A 19303-nucleotide genomic window follows, 5' to 3' on the forward strand; every position below is an offset into this window, starting at 1 on the left:
AATTCGATTAATTCTTGCGGATACCGTAATCACGCAGTTTATTAGCGATTGAGGTATGCGATACATTTAAGCGCTTAGCAAGCTTGCGGCTTGATGGGAATGACTGATACAAACGCTCCAGAACCTGAGATTCATAGTCACGCATGATCTCATCCAATGAACCGTCGATGTTAAGCGTCGCACTACCAGCGCCGACTGATTGAGGCTGAGGTAAATTGAAGTGCTCCGCGTTTAGTATACCACCATCCATTTCAGTGAGTGCTCGAAGAACCATGTTATCCAGCTGGCGCATGTTTCCTGGCCACTGATAATTTGCAAGGGCATCAACTAGGCCATCATCAAACTCTGGCTTATCAATACCAAGCTGTTGAGCATGTTTCGCCACAAACAACTCAAGCAATGGTGCAACGTCGTTTGAGCGCTTACGTAACGGAGGAATGCTGAGCGTAAGTACGTTGAGACGATAATACAAATCTTCACGGAACATTCCTGCCTCAGAAAGTTCGGCAAGGTTATGTTTTGTTGAAGCGATGATACGAACATCGACATGCATCTCATCTTCTGCACCGACACGACGGAAATTACCATCCTGTAGAAAACGTAACAGCTTGATTTGAAGGTGCGAACTCATTTCACCGATTTCATCAAGAAATACCGTCCCGCCATTTGCTTGCTCAAAGATGCCTTTGTGACCTTGTTCATGATTAAATGAACCCGGCGCGTGACCAAAAAGTTCGGTTTCTGCTACATCGTCAGGCATCGAAGCACAACTCAAAACTAAGAATGGCTTACTCGCACGGCTAGAACGGCTGTGGCAAGCTTTAGCAAGCATTTCTTTACCGGTCCCCGTTTCGCCTTCAATCAACAGTGGCTGGTCAAGCACAGACAGCTTCTTAGCTTGATTCATTAGCGCTTTATGGCGGTTCGATATTCCAACAAAGTGCTCAAAACCCAGGGGATTATGCAGTGGCAGCGCTTCTTCAATTCTGGCAACTTGCTGACTAGAGCGAATCGTCATTAGAGTACTCGCTAGAGTCGAGTTTTGCGCTTCGTCTCGGATATAAACTGGCATCAACTCAAGAACATAGTCCAAGCCATCAATCACAAGGTTTTCCCGCGTTCTGCCATTCACACCTTCAGACCAGCGAGAAAAACGAACACTTGGCAGCAAAGCTCCGATCTGCGTACCAATTACTTCTTGCTTGTGAAGACCAAGCAGTGAAAGTGCAGACATGTTTGCCATGTCTACGGCACCTTTAAGGTCGATGGCAAAAACCGGATCGGGCAAGTTATCAACTAGCGAGAGCAACTCCGTATTGTGGCGCTCCATCGGCATAAACTGGATTTTACGTACGTCTTTCACCCCCGGAATACGGCGGATTTCAGCCATCAGCTCACTAAACGTATCAAAATCAATATCTGGGCAATTCAAATAGATAATACCGCTAATATCGATTTCGATACCACGCAAGTCGATGCTTTTAGACGCTAAAATATCGAGCAGTTCTCGGGTCAAACCGAGTCGATCTTCACATAAGACTTCAAGACGCACTGAAAATATCCCAATTCACGACTGTCAGGAAAAGTTGACAGTAGTTTCTATCATGCTTGGAATGGCGTCAAGCAATCCTATCCATCAAAGTTGATATTCGTTACGGTTTCATCGTAATTGATGCAACTTTCGCCGCCACAGCCTTGCGTATGGTGCCCAATTTAACCTGACGGTCAGGATACCATGGTAGTGGACGCAATAAGGTCATCGCTTTCAAGCCCAAACGTGCCGTTAGAATACCAACACCTAGCCCCTGCCCCGCACGAGCAGAGACTTTGCCAGCAAGGTCCATCGACATCAAGTCCATACTGGCATCAATAGCCAGCTCACTGGCACCAGCCGCCGCCATATTGACAAATACCGCTTTTAGTAGCTTGATGCGAGAGGCGTAACCTAGCTCTACCCCATATACTTTGGAGAGGTTGTCGATCATTTTGAAATTTCGCCACGCCACCAGCAACATATCAGCGGCAGCCAGAGGGCTCACAGCGACCAGGGCCGCACACTCGGTTGCGTGCTGCGATACGATTTTCGTTGCCAATTTGTCTTGTTGGCTCACGACCATCGAGTCATACATATCAAGGATTTCAGCATCACTATGAGCAGGGTTAATGCTGTTCTGCCAACGATCAAAGCCCGGGTTCTCTGCCATCACACCACTTTGCTCTGCCACATTTTCGCAAAAGGCTTTCCCTTTCCCCACACTCTCACTACTAACAAGCGCTTCTGCTTCTTCTTGAACACTAAAATGATTTCGTAGCTTGCGCAGTTTCCAAAGCTCTTTACCCATCGCCCCTAAACCAAGCGAAGCGATCGCAGCAATAAACCCCGTCCAGCTTAAAGCCAGCCAATCAGAAGTTTGAATTGCGGTTATAACCGAGTCCACCGCTTGCCAGCCAACCAAACCAGCAAAGGTGGCAAATGCGCCAGTCGCAAGCCATTTTCTGCCCGGTTTTGGACGAATGACATGCTCGAGTTGCAATTCCTGTTCGGTCTCCTGGCGCTCTTCTTTAACTTCAACAGGTACGAATGTTTCTTTTTCGCCGAATGTTTGCTGCGCCGTTAACTCCGGTTGATTCGATTGCTGCTCTTTTTCCATTGCCTTTTCAGAGAAAACTTGTTTTTGCTTCAACTCACTCATTTCAATTTATCTCCAATCAGGTAATCCAGTGCTTTGTCTAAGCGTATGTGCTTCACTGGCTCATCATTCGGTGAGGGCATTGGACGGAATGACGTAAAATCAAATCCGTTGTTTTGCCAATAAGCCGCATTTGGTAGCTTTTTCGGCACTTCTCCCGGAAACATCGTCATCGGCTCACCATCCAACGTCGTACCCTGTAACGCCGGAATCGTCTTATCTCCAGAAGAAATAAATCCCGTCGTGGTTGATTGGATAGAAGCGATACTCATGCAGCTCATCTCGATATTCTCGTAGGCTGCGGTTTGCCACGCTGGATGCACCATTTGTTGTAGCAAAGATACTAAATTGGGATGCTGATCGGGCGTTATGTGATCCGCTTTTGTGGCAGCAAACAGCACTTTGTCGATTTTTGGTGAGAATAAACGGCGCAAAAAGCTACTACGACCGTAACGAAAGCTATGCATGATCTGCTCTAGCGCTTGGCGCATGTCGTAAAAAGCTTCATCGCCGGCATTGAGAGGCTGCAAGCAATCCACAAGTACAATCTGGCGATCGAAGGTCGCAAAATGATGCTTATAAAACGCTTTCACTACTTTCTGTTGGTACTCCTGAAAACGCGCTTCGAGCATCGCTAAGTTGCTGCCCTTAAGCGCCTTGCTTTCCGAATCAGCACGACACGGGAAAAACTGTAGCACTGGCGCGCCTCCGAGCTCACCAGGTAATACGAAGCGGCCAGGCTGTACCCAATGAAGACCTGCGTCTTTACAGGCATGAAGGTACTCGGTGTATGTATGCGCAACTTTCTCGAGTAGTTTCTCGTTCACTCCAGCAGAAAGATCCACCTTTTCTAATTCAGACAGCCAAGCTTTGGCTAAATCGCCACGCTGGCCTTTAAGTGCATCAAACTGAGTTTGCGACCACGTCGCAAAGTCCATGTCCAATAACGGCAGGTCGAGCAGCCACTCTCCTGGATAGTCGATAATATCAACATTTAAAATTGCGGTTTTACTCAACAGCTTTTTCGTGGTTTTATTTGGTTTGTACTTGAGCGCTAAGCGAATCTCACTCACATCCCGTGTTGGTACTGGCCATTGAGGTGGGGTCGCATGGATCTGGCTCATCGCTTCGTCGTAAGCAAAACGTGGCACCATCATATTCGCTTGAGGTTCACGCTTCGCTCCAATAAGACGCTTATCTCTGGCTGCAGTCAAAAGAGGCAAATTATCATGGGTAGCGGTATGGAGAAGCTGATTCACTAATGACGTGATGAATGCCGTCTTACCTGCACGAGAAAGTCCGGTGACGGCAATTCGAACATTGGAATCCATACCTCTGTTGATAAAGTCATTGACTTCTTTCTTTATTCTTTTCATTGCGCTTCTTTATCTTACTCCGCTCTAAAACAACGTTATCAGCCACTTCGGGTATTAATCTATGAATACTTACCTTTCAATACTGAACTCTATGAGTCTAACTTTATATACCTTAATAAAAGATGAACAAAACATTCGCTTAAAGCAGGATGAAAAAAGAAAAGCCTCTGAGTGGTTCAGAGGCTTACTTAATCAACACTAAAGCATTAGTGACCCTATTTATGCTGATTACTGTGTTGAACAGAAACCTGCTTTCTTTGAGTCTAGTCGTCTTCGATTAATTTATAGATAACAAATAGAGCGATTTCTAAAATCAGCCACAATACACACGTGATGGTCACGTACTTCTCATCAAAGATGCTGATGCCGTGAAGGATCAAGTCGTAGCCAACAAAGCCACCTACCACTACAGCAAGGATAATTTGTAGAATCTGAATAAAACGAGGCATGCCGTCTCCTAATTATTGTTCGCATAACGTTTGATTGCTATGCCCTGAGGTTTATATCTACATTATATAGACAAAAAGTGCAGTTTTCGCTGCACTTTTGTCAAATGTTTGCTAGGTAAATCAGCACCTTGTCACATTCTCTCTACTGAGACAATGTAAGGTTACCGTTTGCCTTACGCTTCCATCTCTTGGATTTTCACTTTCCAAGTGTCAGGACCGATTTGGTGCGCGTTAGCGCCATTTGAGTCTACAGCCACTGTTACTGGCATATCTTCAACTTCAAATTCGTAAATCGCTTCCATACCTAAATCTTCAAATGCGACAACGCGAGCTTTCTTGATCGCTTTCGCTACAAGGTACGCCGCGCCACCAACAGCCATTAGGTAAACCGCTTTGTGATTCTTGATAGATTCAACCGTTGCAGGACCACGCTCAGCTTTACCGATCATGCCCATGATGCCTGTTTTTTCTAGCATCATATCGGTGAATTTATCCATACGCGTTGATGTTGTTGGACCAGCAGGACCAACGACTTCATCACCAACTGCATCGACAGGACCTACGTAGTAAATGAACTTACCGTTTAGATCTACACCTTCTGGTAGACCTTCGCCATTATCTAGCATGCCTTGAATACGTTTATGCGCTGCATCACGGCCAGTAAGAATTTTACCTGATAGAAGAACGGTTTCGCCTGTCTTCCACTCTTGTACTTCTTCTTTAGTAATCGTGTCTAAGTTTACGCGACGCGTGTTTTCTCCCGCTTCCCAAGTAATGTCTGGCCAATCTTCTAGTTTAGGTGGCGTGAGCTCTGCTGGGCCGCTGCCATCAAGCGTGAAGTGTACGTGACGAGTCGCCGCACAGTTCGGGATCAAACAAACAGGCTTAGAAGCCGCGTGCGTTGGCGCAGTTTTGATCTTAACGTCGACAACAGTTGTCAAACCACCAAGGCCTTGCGCGCCGATACCAAGTTTGTTCACGCGATTGAAGATATCAAGACGAAGCTCTTCTTCTGCGTTTTGCGGGCCACGGTCAATAAGCTCTTGAATATCGATGTGTTCCATTAGAGATTCTTTTGCCAATACCGCTGCTTTTTCAGCCGTACCGCCAATACCAATACCAAGCATGCCGGGAGGACACCAGCCCGCGCCCATTGTTGGTAGCGTTTTCTCTACCCACTCTGCAATATCGTCAGATGGGTTTAGCATCACCATCTTAGTTTTGTTTTCACTACCGCCGCCCTTCGCTGCGATCTGAATTTCAACTTTATCGCCCGGAACCATGTTGATGTGTACGACAGCAGGCGTGTTGTCTTTGGTATTAATACGTTTACCGGCAGGATCCATAAGTACTGACGCACGCAACGGGTTGTCTGGGTTCGTATACGCTTGTCGAACACCTTCATCTACCATCTGCTGAACCGTCATGTCGGTTGAGTCCCATTGCACGCCCATACCGATGTTGACGAAACACGTCACGATACCAGTATCCTGACAAATTGGTCGGTGACCTTCTGCTGACATTCGGGAGTTAATTAGGATCTGAGCAATCGCGTCTTTAGCGGCTTGGCTCTCTTCGCGGTGGTAGGCTTTTTCAAGAGCTTGAACAAAGTCTAGCGGGTGGTAGTAAGAAATATACTGTAGCGCATCAGCGACACTGCTGATTACATCCTGCTTGCGTATTACCGTCATTACATGCCTCGTTATAGTTATGCTTCCATTATTGGCTTGGCTTCAATCGTGTTTGTTGAGCTTATTGCTCTTTTGAGCTTCGTTTTTTATAAACAATTGTCGAACGGCTGATATCGACACACGAAACGCTGAAGTCGCCTACTTGTAAACCATCTCAAAACCCTATGGATAGAGGGAGTTTGGCTATACAGAGGAATATGATACTCTTGCTGCCCATGACATGCCATGCAGTGAACGATCTCTTTGTCACAAATTACACAAATGAACAACATGGACAATCAATTCATTGATTTTAAAGCGCTGGAATACGCACCAGAGTTTGCTCTTCACCTCTTTTCTCGCATTCAACACCAGCCTTGGGCGATGTTGCTGCGTTCTGCATCAGAAACACATATAGATAGCCGCTTCGATGTGTTGGTCGCCAACCCGATTGCGACGTTAGAAACCACTGCCGAAATTACGCAAGTAAAAACGCCATCGAATGCCTATTCAACTCAAGATGACCCATTCGAGCTGCTTCATCAGTTGCAAGAAGAGTGGCTTCCTCACGTTGAGTTAAATAAAGAATTGGATTTTCCTTTTGTCGGCGGAGCGCTCGGTTACTTCAGTTACGATTTAGGTCGACGCGTAGAAACGATGCCAGAACTGGCCGAAAAGGATCTCAACACGCCTGATATGGCGGTAGGTCTTTATGAATGGGCCGTCGTTGTTGACCACAAGCTTAAAAAAGCCTGCCTAGTCGGTCAGAATATCGAGCAAGCTTGGCAATGGTTAAACGAGCAAAAAGCAGAACAAACCGTTGACTTCGTTTTGTCTGGTGATTGGCAGTCAAACATGACGAAAGAGAGCTACGCTACTCGCTTTGGCAAGGTGCAAGAATACTTGCTGAGCGGTGACTGCTATCAGATCAATTTGGCGCAACGTTTTAACGCACCGTATCAAGGCTGTGAGTGGCAAGCGTATCTAAAATTAGAGTCCGCCAACCAAGCGCCATTTTCCGCTTTTATCCGTATGCCAGAGTCTTCGATTTTGAGTATCTCTCCAGAGCGCTTTCTAGAACTCAAAGATCGCGTCATTGAAACGAAACCAATCAAAGGTACTCGCCCACGCAGCGAAGACCCAAAGCAAGATAACGCTAGTGCCCATGACTTGCAGACAGCGGAAAAAGATCAGGCAGAAAACCTGATGATTGTCGATTTGCTGCGTAATGACATTGGTCGAGTTGCATCACCGGGTAGCGTTCACGTGCCCAAGCTGTTTGATATTGAAAGCTTCCCCGCAGTGCATCATTTGGTGAGCACCATTCGTGCGAATTTGGACGAGCAATATTCTCCTGCAGATTTGCTACGAGCGTGCTTCCCGGGCGGTTCAATTACCGGCGCACCTAAAGTTCGCGCAATGCAGATCATTGAAGAGTTGGAGCCACATCGACGTAGCGCGTATTGCGGCAGTATTGGCTACATTTCTCGCCATGGTCGTATGGATACCAGCATCACCATCCGCACTCTCGTAGCGGAGAATCACAAACTGTACGCTTGGGCTGGCGGCGGCGTCGTTGCAGATAGCGATTGCGCTTCTGAATATCAAGAAACGTTGGATAAGCTCTCAAAGATTTTGCCAGCGCTGCAATCGTAGGTTTCGTCAAATGGCAACGGTCTATGAATCCTGCTAACGAAAACAAGCAAAAACGCCTCCAGTACGGATAATGCCGCTCGTTTAACAGCGAGTGGGCATATTTCTGTATCTCGTCATCCTGTACAGCGATGAAGGAGCGTGATGTAGGCTTTTCTATCCGAGCACTTTATGGTCAAATTTGTTTCATTAGCCGCTCAGCATGCGCTATTAGATTCCTAGTCTCGCCAAGGCTCGCTGGAATGACACAAGAAACATCGTTAAGCGATCGGCATTATCCAGTGTGGAGCGTTTTTTGTGTGTTTTATTTACAGGTACTTTGGCTTTTAGCCGCTGGCTAACAAGAATCCGTTTTTTAAGAGGCAACGGCTACTGCTCAAGCCACTTACACATGATCTGTTCAATATCGGTTGCGGTGTACGGCTTAGTGAGGATGTCGTCCATGCCTGAATCAATACACTTTTGACGCTCTTCGATAGTAGTGCCAGCGGTTAATGCGATAATAGGAAGAGTAAAGCCACGCTCTCTCAGATACACCGTCGCCTCATAACCATCCATTTCTGGCATTCGGCAATCCATAAATATTAGTTCGTAATCTTTGTTTTTCACCGCTTCTAAAGCTTCTTTCCCATTGGCTTTTAAATCAGGTGTAATGTCGAGTTTTTTCAGCATTTGAGTAACTATCACTTGGTTCATTCTGATGTCATCAACCACCAATATTGAGCGTCCTGCCAAATCACTTCGCTCTATGGTAGCTAATTCCCCCTCTGCTGCGCCTGGGGCTTGCCCCTCCTTTAGAGGAATAGAGACTTTAAAGGTGGTACCTTTGCGTTCTTCACTTTCAAAGCTAATCTCGCCCTGCATCAAATCCACTAGATTTTTACAAATCGCAAGGCCCAAACCTGAGCCTTCAAAACTTCGCTTCGCCGAGCGATCTACTTGCGCAAATGGGTCAAATAATGAGGGCTGCGCTTCTATCGGGATGCCAATACCCGTGTCTTCAACCTCAAAATGCGCAATACCGTTTATCCACTCCACTCGCAGCACCACCCCACCCAAATGAGTAAACTTAATAGCATTTCCCACCAAGTTGACCAAGATCTGTGTAATTCGCTCTAAGTCACCAACTAAAAACTCGGGAATACCGAGCTTTTTATCGATGGAGAAATGAATTCGCTTTTCTGCTGCTTTAGCTGAAAATACGCCCATGATGGCTTTTTCAAGCTCTTCCCAAGCAAAGACCTTATCGATGATTTCCATCATACCGGCATTCATCTTGCTGAAGTCGAGAAGATCGTTAATGATGACCCTCAACAAGTCTCCCGATTGAGTCAGGTTGTTTAGGTAATGACGTTGCTCTTCACCTAACTGTGTTCGACTTAGTAGTTCAGCACTACCTAACACGCCATTAAGAGGTGTTCGCAACTCGTGGTTAATCATGGCGACAAACTCTTTCGTCGCTTTTTCCGATTCCTCTGCCCGCTTTCGCAGCTCCACTTCTCGCTCTAAACTCAAATGCCGGCCAATGACCCCATGAACCAAATCCGATACCAGCTCCATCTGTTTGGAAATAAACGACTGATCGATTTGGTCCAACTGAACAGAGAAGATCAACTCCCCTACTGTTTGCTTGTCAATGATGATAGGCAAATGCAAGTTCTCCCCTTGCCAATTGGGGACAGTCTTAATCGTATTCTCATGGCGAAGCTGTAAATGACCAAAATGATGTCGGCGCAAAGAAGAAAGTTTTGTGGAATCAAGATGTAAGTAAGCCGCAGAAATGATTGAGTTCGAAGTGAGCTGCTCAATAAAACTGGCAATCATGGCTTCATCAAACGTGCTCGACAAAAAAGTTCGACCAAACTTAATCAGCGTCGCGTCAACTTTCTCTTCGAACTCAAACTTGCGTAAATCCTTTTTTGATTTCAACTCAAGCTTTTTCAAAGCAACACTTAGCTGTTGAGTAGATTCATAAAGTTCGAAGCTCTTCTGCTCCAATAACCGCTCAGCTGCTTTTCTTGATTCGATTTCTCGTTTGAGTTTCCTTTCTAGCGAGGAACTTCCTGTCATATCGTTCTTATTGTGCCTCTAACCAAAAGCGGACCTGGCTACCATCTTCTGACTGGTTTTGGTGTTTTATATGAATAACTTCACCAAAGTGCGCTGCGCAGCCTTTTATTAGACCTAAACATACGTGAGACATGCACCGCGCACTTCGATAATCAAACACCATGTTTGATTGAGTCTCGCTGATAAAATCAAACTGAGGAGGACTAGCATCTGGGTAGAGCTTTTTGACCTCGACATGAATAAAATCTTCAACATGGCGAACAAATTGAAATGTCGTTTCACACTGCTGCAAACTCGCGTGACTAGGAATCGAACGAAGTAAATTCAAAAAAACGCACTCTCCAAATACTTCTTGCAGTTGTTCAGGTGGAATGCCAGATACTTTACTGAGATTCACAATCAATTTAACCAAGTCTTTATGATCGTAACTACCAACCGCCGTATAAATCCCTTCGTCATTAGAAAGGTCAAGCACTTGGTCTAACACATCGAGACCAAACTTCTCTTCCACTAACTCCATGAACTCGGTGAAAATAATCCCTTTCATTAGTCAATACTTGCCCTATAGTGACGTCTTAAAATAAAGAATGGTTTATAACCTTATAAGTTTCAAATTATTATACCCAAGCAGAGTGAGACACACGACACAAAGCAGGGAAAGAACCAATGGACGTGCTTTGGTATTGCCGCACTAATACTTTAATACCGTACCAACGGCGATAGCACCACGCCTCTTGCGGCCATTGAGTATAATAAATAATGGTTAGGCACAATAAATAAGGATTTGGTTTGGTTATCGACAAAACTCAATTACTGCAAAACTTTCAATTTCGGCTTCCAACGGGTTACCACAAAGAGTCCCTCGCGCGACTGAAATGGATGAAAGGAAAATCACTGCGAGACGCAGCGGTCTTAATTGGTTTTGTAGAACGCCCGGAGGGGCTACAGGTCATTTTGACAAAGCGAGCTGCGCACTTGCGTCATCATCCGGGACAAATCAGTTTCCCCGGCGGTAAGTTTGAGCAGGAAGATCATCATCTAATCAATACGGCATTAAGAGAAACCAAAGAAGAGATCGGCATAGAAGATGAACATATTCATGTATTTGGCCAGCTTCCAACATTGCCAACGATTAGTCAGTTTAATGTGACACCGTTTTTGGCCTTTATTTCTCCTGAGTATAAAACGCATATTGACCCAAATGAGGTGGAGTCTGTTTTTGAAGTTCCTGCTAACCACATTCTGAATCCGAAAAAGTTGTACAGCACCAAGTTTGACCTAAAAAACAGCAGTCATCGTGTATTTGCTATCCCATATAGACAGCATTTCATCTGGGGCATGACCGCACAAATCATCGAATCAATGCAAAAACATATCATTTCACATTAAAAACTTCTGATATCGGTATTTTTATGGCTGCGATCATCATGCGCATCAATATTAATAAAACGTTGCTTCATAAACATTCATTCACATTAGATTAATTTGCCGTTTTCACCGCAAACGCTTGCGGTGAAATAAATTTATACAAACAGCCCTATCGATAAGTTTTTCTAATTTTACTCATTAGCAGAAATCACGAGTAGCACATCATTTTCGTGATAAAAAGCAGGTTTTTGACATATCATTCAATAAGCGTAAGCAATAAATGATTTAGATCTAATTTTCCTAGTGTAAAATCTTGCAAAATTACTCCCGACTTATTTCCTGTTCCCAAAATGAGTAACTAAAAAATGAATACAACTACTTCTGCGGTTTCTACCGCACAATCGTCTAGTAAGTTTTCTTACAAAGACTTTACCTGGTGTCTGTCCCTTTTTGGTACGGCAGTAGGTGCCGGTGTACTATTCCTTCCTATTAAAGCAGGTGCAGGTGGCTTTTGGCCATTAGTAATCCTAGCCCTAATCGCAGCACCAATGACTTGGTTCGCACACAAATCTTTAGCTCGCTTCGTTCTTTCTGCGAAAAACCCAGAAGCGGACATCACTGACACAGTAGAAGAGCACTTTGGTAAGACTGGCGCAAACCTTATTACGTTCGCTTACTTCTTCGCTATCTACCCAATCGTACTTATCTACGGTGTTGGTATCACAAACACGGTTGACTCTTTCCTAGTTAACCAAATGGGTATGGAATCTATTCCTCGCTGGCTACTTTCCGGTGCACTTATCGCTGCAATGACAGCGGGCGTAGTGTTCGGTAAAGAGCTTATGCTGAAAGCAACTTCAGCGATGGTTTACCCTCTAGTGTTCATCCTACTAGCGCTGTCTGTGTACCTAATTCCTGGTTGGAACACTTCAATGATGGAAGTATCACCTGACTGGGGTGCAATGCCAGCTATCGTATGGCTAGCAATCCCTGTTATCGTGTTCTCTTTCAACCACAGCCCAATCATTTCTCAGTTCTCTAAAGAACAACGTCGTGTATACGGTGATGACGCAGTTAAGAAAACTGACGCTATCACTGGTGGCGCAGCGATGATGCTAATGGGCTTTGTAATGTTCTTCGTTTTCTCTGTTGTACTTTCTCTGTCTCCAGAGCAACTAGCAACAGCACAAGAGCAAAACATCTCTGTTCTTTCTTACCTAGCAAACGTTCATGAGTCTCCACTGATCTCTTACTTAGGTCCACTGGTTGCTTTCGCGGCTATCACTTCTAGCTACTTCGGCCACTTCCTAGGTGCGCATGAAGGTCTAGTTGGTCTAGTGAAATCTCGTTCAAAATCGCCAGTAAGCAAGATCGAGAAGATGTCTCTTATCTTCATCGTAATCACAACTTGGATCGTTGCTATCGTTAACCCAAGCATCCTAGGTATGATTGAAACAATGGGCGCACCGATGATTGCGGCAATCCTATTCTTGATGCCTATCTTCGCAATGCAAAAAGTTCCAGCGATGGCTAAGTACAAAACTTCAGCACCTGTGCAAATTTTCACAGCAATCTGTGGTCTTGCTGCCATTAGTTCTGTAATCTACGGCGCTCTTTAATCATCCCTGCCCTAGCACGGTATGATTAATCCAAAAATATAACGATAAAATTAAGCCTCCCAACTCCCCTTGGGAGGCTTTCTTCTGAGGTAATCGATATGATTAGTGTTTTTGATATCTATAAAATCGGTGTTGGACCTTCAAGCTCACACACTGTAGGCCCAATGAAAGCGGGTAAAGAGTTTATTGATGATCTTCGCGCAATGGGAAAACTGCGCGACATCACTAAAATCACCGTTGACGTTTATGGATCACTATCACTGACAGGGAAAGGTCACCACACAGATATTGCTATCATCATGGGTCTTGCAGGCAACACTCCTGAGAAAGTTGATATCGATTCTATCCCGGGCTTTATCGCTCGCGTAGAAGAAACTGAACGCCTTCCTGTTGGCATGCACTGTCACACAGTATCGTTCCCACGTGAAGGTGGAATGAACTTCCACAAAACAAACCTTGAGTTACACGAAAACGGCATGCAAATCCACGCTTGGATTGATGACGAAAAAGCGTACTCAAAAACTTACTACTCTATCGGCGGTGGTTTCATCGTTGATGAAGAAAACTTCGGTAAAGAAGTTGAGAATCCAGTAAAAGTTCCTTACCCGTTTACAACGGCAGAAGAGCTTGTAAAGCAATGTCATGAAAGCGGCCTGTCTATCAGTGCGCTAACCATGAAAAATGAACATGCGCTTCATTCTGACGAAGAAACTCGTACTTACTTCGCAAACATCTGGCGCACAATGCGCGAATGTATGGATCGCGGTATGAACGAAGAAGGCATTCTGCCTGGTCCACTACGCGTGCCTCGTCGTGCAGCAGCACTTCGTCAGCAACTGCTTACTTCTGAAAAAACAACGAACGATCCAATGTCTGTTGTTGACTGGGTAAACATGTTTGCTTTTGCAGTAAACGAAGAGAACGCAGCAGGTGGTCGTGTTGTAACTGCGCCGACTAACGGTGCATGCGGCATCATCCCTGCGGTACTGGCTTACTATGACAAGTTTATTCAAACCGTAACTGAGAAAGACTACATCCGTTACTTCGCAGCTTCTGGTGCAATTGGCGGCCTTTACAAGCGTAACGCGTCTATCTCTGGTGCAGAAGTTGGCTGTCAGGGCGAAGTTGGCGTGGCATGTTCTATGGCAGCAGCTGGCCTTGCTGAGCTTATGGGTGGTAGCCCAGAGCAAGTATGTATGGCGGCTGAAATTGCGATGGAGCACAACCTAGGTCTAACTTGCGACCCGGTTGCAGGTCAGGTTCAGGTTCCATGTATCGAGCGTAATGGTATTGCAGCTGTAAAAGCAATCAACTCAACTCGTATGGCACTGCGTCGTTCTTCTGCTCCTACTGTTTCTCTAGATAAAGTTATCGAAACAATGCTAGAGACAGGTAAAGACATGAACGCGAAATACCGTGAGACTTCTCAAGGCGGCCTAGCAGTAAAAGTTATCTGTTAATAAGCCTTGCTGAATATCGACGAAACCCGAGCCACTGCTCGGGTTTTTTATACTTCATTAACCATGAATAATGAGTTGTCACACCCAGCATAAAAAAACCTAAAACCTTGAATATATCCAAATATTATGGATATCCCCGTAAAAAATCACATCCCTCTCCTAGCTTTATTGATAACGTAGCCAAAAATTAAACTTGGAGCACACCAACACATGATTAGGTTTGAAATTGGAAACCAAATCTGCGTTTGCTTGTCCGAAAACGAAATATCTTTAGAGCTCAATCAATCACTCCACCACTCCATTCCTGTCAACCCAAATGAGTACGCCATTCTGTCAACCATCGCCAAATACGGCAGCTTAAATACGCCAATTAGCCAGCGATTGATAGAAAGCAAAATCACTCAACAATACAAAATGACACTGCCTGAAAATGGCTTTAAAAACGCGGTGGCCGCTCTAAGAAAGAAATTTCGCAAGCTCACGGAAGAACACGTAACCACAAAAAAAATATTATCGAAAATATTCACCGGACCGGATACTTCATCCCTTTTACTATGCAAAACAACCATCAGAATGGCATCGACCATCAACACAAGATCAATACACAACAAACAGCCTTGGCAAAGCCCTTCGTATTTGTCTGCGTAATAAAAAGATCTATTCAGATACGCTGTGGGTCGTGTTGCTCACAGCGATCATTTTCTTTGCCATCTGTTACTACGCGATAAACAGCATTGTGAAACATAATTATCTGGATAACGCCTTCGAAATTGCAGAGAACCTTTCCCAAAAGAGCTGCTTTGCTGATGAAAGAGAATTGAAGTCGCTCTTTGATAATGTAAAGCTGGTCGAATCGAGCATGATGCTGGACCGTTTCAATATCCGGTGTTTAGTCACCCCCGAAACCGTTGTCCCTGTCAGCAAAAAAGCATTTGAAGAGTGGAGTAATAATAGCAATTATACGACCCAATCATTTGACTTGAATAACGCGACCGTTTTGGTTCGTGTCAAAAACATTAACTTATCCGACAACGTTGAAAATCATATTTCGCGTTTTTTTCTTTCCGGCATGAAGCTATCAACCAATACAGGGACCTCTTTAGAAATTGGTAACACCAATGAACGCTTTTTCAACTATCACGTGAAGAACAGCGGCTATAAAGAGGTGTATTACATCTCTGGACCGTTTCAAAGCATCATTTTATTAAGCTTGCTGTTTCTCATAATACTGCGTCATCGCTCCCTACAAGCCTTTATGGCTTATTTGTGTGCAATTCGACAATTTAAAATCAAACTGGAGCCGATTTATGACACTTCAGCGCAAAAGATTGTGCATTACGAAGCGCTCTCGCGGTTTAAGGTAAAAAATACGCAACGGTTTATTGAGACACTGATCCGAAATGGGCTGCTCCTTACTCATACCTTACTGGTGATAGAGTCCATCTATACTAAGCACAAAGCGTTGCCTATTCCTATCAGCATCAATATTTGTCCTTCTTTGCTGCGAGGACGCAACTTTTCAATCCTACACAGAGAACTATCTAACCGAGATTGTCGTTTACTGACGATTGAAATCACGGAAAATGCATCGATGTACTATACCTCCGAGATTTATGGCAATGTCGCGAAACTAAAAGCACTGGATTGTAAAATCAGTATCGATGACTTTGGCACTGGCAACAACAACGTGTCGCTCATCAGTAAAATCAATCCAGATTATTTGAAAATAGATCGGGAGTTTGTGATTGGTTTAAAGTCGGACGATAAGAAAGTGGAAACGTTGCGTCAGTTAATCGCCATGGGAAATACGTATCGGTGTACCGTCATTGTTGAAGGCGTAGAAACCGCCGATAGCGCTCACTTACTCACAACATTAGGTGCTTATATTCACCAAGGTTATTATTATCCTCTGCATTTCTAGCTTTTCTTAACCTCGTGAGTTACTTAAACTAGAGGGAATACTCTATTAAAGTTCGTGGCGGCATGAGGATATGCCGCCAATTTGTGGTTGAACGATGATTGCTATTAAACCCACCAAACTGAAAGATTTTTCGAGTTTGATGCAATTGGATGTGCAGGAAGAGCAGAAAGGATTTTCTACGCCGTTTGAAGTGGCTTATCAAAAACGCAATAAGTCTGAAGCGTTCTTTACGATTTATTCTGACGATCTATTAGTTGGCTATCTTGTTATCGATAAAGGCTTCTCCCAACATGCGCCCTTTGCCAAAAGGCACGAACTGGGGCTCAAGTACTTGATGGTTGATCGACGTTTCCAACGCCAAGGGGTTGGGAGTGAAGCGTTACGCAAACTGTTCGTTTACGCGTATACCATTGACCCTGAAAGCACCTATCTTTGCGTCACTGTGCCACAGAGTCAGCAATACGCTATCAGTTTTCTTGATGCGTGTGGATTCATCAATACAGAGAAAACAACGTTTGGTGAGAACGAAAAAGAGTGGATTTTACGTCATCCACTGAGCTAGCAAGAAAAGTATAAAAAATAGGGAATATCCAGATACAACAAAGGCAAGCTCATGGCTTGCCTTTGTCTTCAATGCTCAATAAAAAGTGACTTATTCACCTTTGTAAATACAACCGGCTGTGCACGTTTCTTTGATTTCAACTTTGCTTAGCAACGGTAAACTTGGCTTAAGCTGTTGCCAAATCCATTTTGCTAGCACCTCGCTCGTCGGATTCTCCAAACCTTCAATGTCGTTCAGGTAATAATGGTCTAAACGATTGTAAATTGGTTTGAATGCCGCTTTGATTTCAGCGAAATCCACTACCCAACCAGTATGCGGGTCTACCTCACCTTCTACATAAAGACGAACTAAGAAAGAGTGTCCATGCAAACGACCACACTTATGGCCTTCAGGTACATGTGGCAAGTGATGTGCCGCTTCGAACATAAACTCTTTGTACAATTCTGTTTTCATCTTGATTCTCAGGCTTTAAAAAGACACGCAATACTAAGGAATTCACTGCCAACAGACAAGTGCTACTCAATACAAGCGTAGCAAAACGCCGTTTGTTCTCAGCGAAAATAATTAAACCTTTGTCCTGATCGTCGTATTTCTGTCATGCGCCAAACATTTGATTACACAGCACTCACATCACAATTACATATCCCCAACATGAGTGGGGTCACAATCATTCATTTCGTTGTTCGCAGTGCGCATTTGTGCACATTAAGATTGTGCAGTTCGTTCCAATTACACTTATAAATTTATGCGCTCAACTATCACTTTTAAGCTCTTGCTCGCGTTAATTGCCGTCTTCAGCTGTGTTCTGGCTGCCTCTACGGCTTATCAATACCATCAACAAAAAACCTTAATCAATGATGTTCTCAGTGAACAGCTTCATGATAAGGCTAGTAATTACTTCGATAGCCTAAACATGATGATGCTAACAGGCACCATGTCGCAAAAAGAAACTTTGCGAAAAAAAGCACTCGCTCAAGAAGGGATTGAAGAAGTTCGCGTGTTGCGGGCCGATACCGTAATCAAGCTTTACGGACCAGGACAAGTAAACCAACAACCGGTCGATGATATTGACCAACGAGCTTTAAATGGCGAACTGGTCATTGAGCCAATTTCAGCCGATTGGGGGAACGGACTGGTTGTCGCGCTACCAATGAAATCAAGCGAAAATTATCGTGGCACCAACTGCGTTTCTTGCCATGTAGCACCAGAAGGCGAAGTATTGGGCGCAATTCGTTTGGAATACAACATGAACCACGTCAATTCAATGATCAATAAACAGGCAATGTTTGCGATGGGAATAATGGCCGTTATCGCGTTTGTTGGTTTTATTATAACGATGAGTTTGATTCGTAAGATCATTGTTCGCCCAATACAAAAAACGTCGCAATTCATGGCGAATGTGAGCCATAGTAAAGATCTATCTCAACGACTTGTTCATCACCAAAAAGATGAGGTAGGCCAACTTTCTACCGCGATTAATTCGTTTATGGATACGGTATCCGAGAGTTTAGAGCGTGTACAAGACACCTCCCACTCTCTTGCCAATTCAGCCAGTCAGTTAACGGATGTTGCACAATCAACAGACAAAGCGGCCAATAATCAACAATTGGAAACCAGTGACGTACAAAGCAACATTACCGACATGTTGCAGCAACAAACCGCCGTTGAAGACTCGACCAATAACGCTACAGCTCTAGTCAACCACACCGTTGATGTTGCTACTCACAGCGCAAGCCAAGCACACAGCGTGAGCGAAGACATCAAACACTTGGTGAGCAATATTGACGGCGTACGGGAAAAAATCAGTTCGTTAAACCAAAGAACCGAAGAAGTATCATCAATTCTTGGGGTCATTAAAGGCATTGCAGAACAAACCAACCTGCTCGCGTTGAATGCTGCAATTGAAGCCGCCCGAGCCGGAGAGCAAGGACGCGGTTTTGCCGTCGTCGCGGAGGAAGTGCGTAACCTAGCTTCTCGGACCGCCGAAGCCACAGGCAACATTGAGCATATCATTTCTCAATTCCAGCAAGGGAGTGAAGAGTCCTTAGCCTCTGTGGATACTGTCTGCCAGTTTGCTCACCAACGTTCCGTCGATGTCGAGACACTTTCAGTCACGATGCATAACGTTGTCGATGAAATGCATCAAGTTCTGAAACATGCGGAAAACATTCAAAGCCAGACGCAAACCACATCCGACGTCAGTCAGCGTATTCAATCCAAAATTGATGTGATCACACTGCATGCTGACGACACATCGCAATCAGCATCGCACACGCGTGATATTAGTGTTGATTTAGAGCATCTATCCGAACGTCTAGAGCAATTACTTAACCAATTCACACTTTCAGAGCATCAAAGAGTGAATAAATAGAGAGATTCTCCCCATCAAAATGAATATAAAGGTTGATGCGAGCGAATTGACAGGTAATATGTCTCGTTGAATCTGTAAAATGCTACCCAACTCA

Annotated in this window: 14 protein-coding genes and 1 pseudogene; 7 read left to right on the plus strand and 8 right to left on the minus strand. The window is 44.5% G+C overall.

Features of this window, described 5'->3' with window-relative positions:
• Positions 1–7: 7 nt before the first annotated feature.
• The 5 genes from tyrR to P4S59_RS08990 form a co-directional block, all read right to left on the minus strand.
• On the minus strand, positions 8–1552 hold the full coding sequence (gene tyrR, locus P4S59_RS08970) for a transcriptional regulator TyrR (protein ID WP_005396927.1): 1545 nt from the start codon (positions 1550–1552) through the stop codon (positions 8–10).
• 100 nt (positions 1553–1652) lie between these two features.
• Complete coding sequence (locus P4S59_RS08975; protein ID WP_337168264.1) at positions 1653–2693, minus strand: YcjF family protein; 1041 nt, start codon at positions 2691–2693, stop codon at positions 1653–1655.
• Positions 2690–4066: a YcjX family protein gene (locus tag P4S59_RS08980; protein WP_301567489.1), complete on the minus strand. Its 1377-nt coding sequence runs from the start codon at positions 4064–4066 to the stop codon at positions 2690–2692. The genes P4S59_RS08975 and P4S59_RS08980 overlap by 4 nt, the downstream gene beginning before the upstream one ends.
• A 263-nt stretch (positions 4067–4329) precedes the next feature.
• Positions 4330–4515, minus strand: a complete 186-nt coding sequence (locus P4S59_RS08985) for a hypothetical protein (RefSeq protein ID WP_012841654.1) — start codon at positions 4513–4515, stop codon at positions 4330–4332.
• A 173-nt stretch (positions 4516–4688) separates the two neighbouring features.
• Positions 4689–6206: a fumarate hydratase gene (locus tag P4S59_RS08990; protein WP_337168265.1), complete on the minus strand. Its 1518-nt coding sequence runs from the start codon at positions 6204–6206 to the stop codon at positions 4689–4691.
• 270 nt (positions 6207–6476) lie between these two features.
• Here P4S59_RS08990 and pabB point away from each other — a divergent pair, with 270 nt between their 5' ends.
• On the plus strand, positions 6477–7841 hold the full coding sequence (gene pabB / locus P4S59_RS08995; protein ID WP_337168266.1) for an aminodeoxychorismate synthase component I: 1365 nt from the start codon (positions 6477–6479) through the stop codon (positions 7839–7841).
• 366 nt (positions 7842–8207) lie between these two features.
• Here pabB and P4S59_RS09000 read toward each other — a convergent pair whose 3' ends face one another.
• Positions 8208–9908 carry an ATP-binding protein gene (locus tag P4S59_RS09000; RefSeq protein ID WP_337168267.1) on the minus strand — a complete coding sequence of 567 codons (1701 nt, stop codon included), beginning with the start codon at positions 9906–9908 and terminating at the stop codon, positions 8208–8210.
• A 7-nt stretch (positions 9909–9915) separates the two neighbouring features.
• The gene (locus tag P4S59_RS09005; RefSeq protein WP_199804000.1) at positions 9916–10455 is read right to left on the minus strand and encodes a heme NO-binding domain-containing protein; all 540 of its coding nucleotides are present in this window, start codon (positions 10453–10455) and stop codon (positions 9916–9918) included.
• A 242-nt stretch (positions 10456–10697) separates the two neighbouring features.
• Here P4S59_RS09005 and P4S59_RS09010 point away from each other — a divergent pair, with 242 nt between their 5' ends.
• From P4S59_RS09010 to P4S59_RS09030, 5 genes and pseudogenes are all read left to right on the plus strand, one after another.
• Positions 10698–11297, plus strand: coding sequence for a CoA pyrophosphatase (locus P4S59_RS09010; RefSeq protein WP_005396902.1), 600 nt, complete (start codon positions 10698–10700; stop codon positions 11295–11297).
• 344 nt (positions 11298–11641) lie between these two features.
• Entirely contained in the window at positions 11642–12895 is a 1254-nt protein-coding gene (locus P4S59_RS09015; RefSeq protein WP_005396901.1) for an aromatic amino acid transport family protein, read from the plus strand.
• Positions 12896–12993: 98 nt separating this feature from the next.
• The gene (locus P4S59_RS09020; protein WP_005396900.1) at positions 12994–14355 is read left to right on the plus strand and encodes an L-serine ammonia-lyase; all 1362 of its coding nucleotides are present in this window, start codon (positions 12994–12996) and stop codon (positions 14353–14355) included.
• A gap of 210 nt (positions 14356–14565) precedes the next feature.
• Positions 14566–16276: pseudogene (gene tpdA / locus P4S59_RS09025) on the plus strand (cyclic di-GMP phosphodiesterase TpdA).
• Positions 16277–16370: 94 nt separating this feature from the next.
• A complete protein-coding gene (locus P4S59_RS09030; protein WP_257896790.1) occupies positions 16371–16838 on the plus strand; it encodes a GNAT family N-acetyltransferase in 468 nt (155 codons plus the stop codon).
• Between the two features lie 90 nt (positions 16839–16928).
• Here P4S59_RS09030 and queD read toward each other — a convergent pair whose 3' ends face one another.
• The gene (gene queD / locus P4S59_RS09035; RefSeq protein ID WP_005376896.1) at positions 16929–17291 is read right to left on the minus strand and encodes a 6-carboxytetrahydropterin synthase QueD; all 363 of its coding nucleotides are present in this window, start codon (positions 17289–17291) and stop codon (positions 16929–16931) included.
• Positions 17292–17583: 292 nt separating this feature from the next.
• On the opposite strand from queD, the gene P4S59_RS09040 reads away from it, so the two are divergent.
• A complete protein-coding gene (locus tag P4S59_RS09040) occupies positions 17584–19209 on the plus strand; it encodes a methyl-accepting chemotaxis protein (protein ID WP_337168268.1) in 1626 nt (541 codons plus the stop codon).
• Positions 19210–19303 lie beyond the last annotated feature (94 nt).

Source organism: Vibrio sp. M60_M70 (assembly GCF_037162085.1).
In the GTDB taxonomy this organism is placed as follows: Bacteria; Pseudomonadota; Gammaproteobacteria; order Enterobacterales; family Vibrionaceae; genus Vibrio; species Vibrio diabolicus.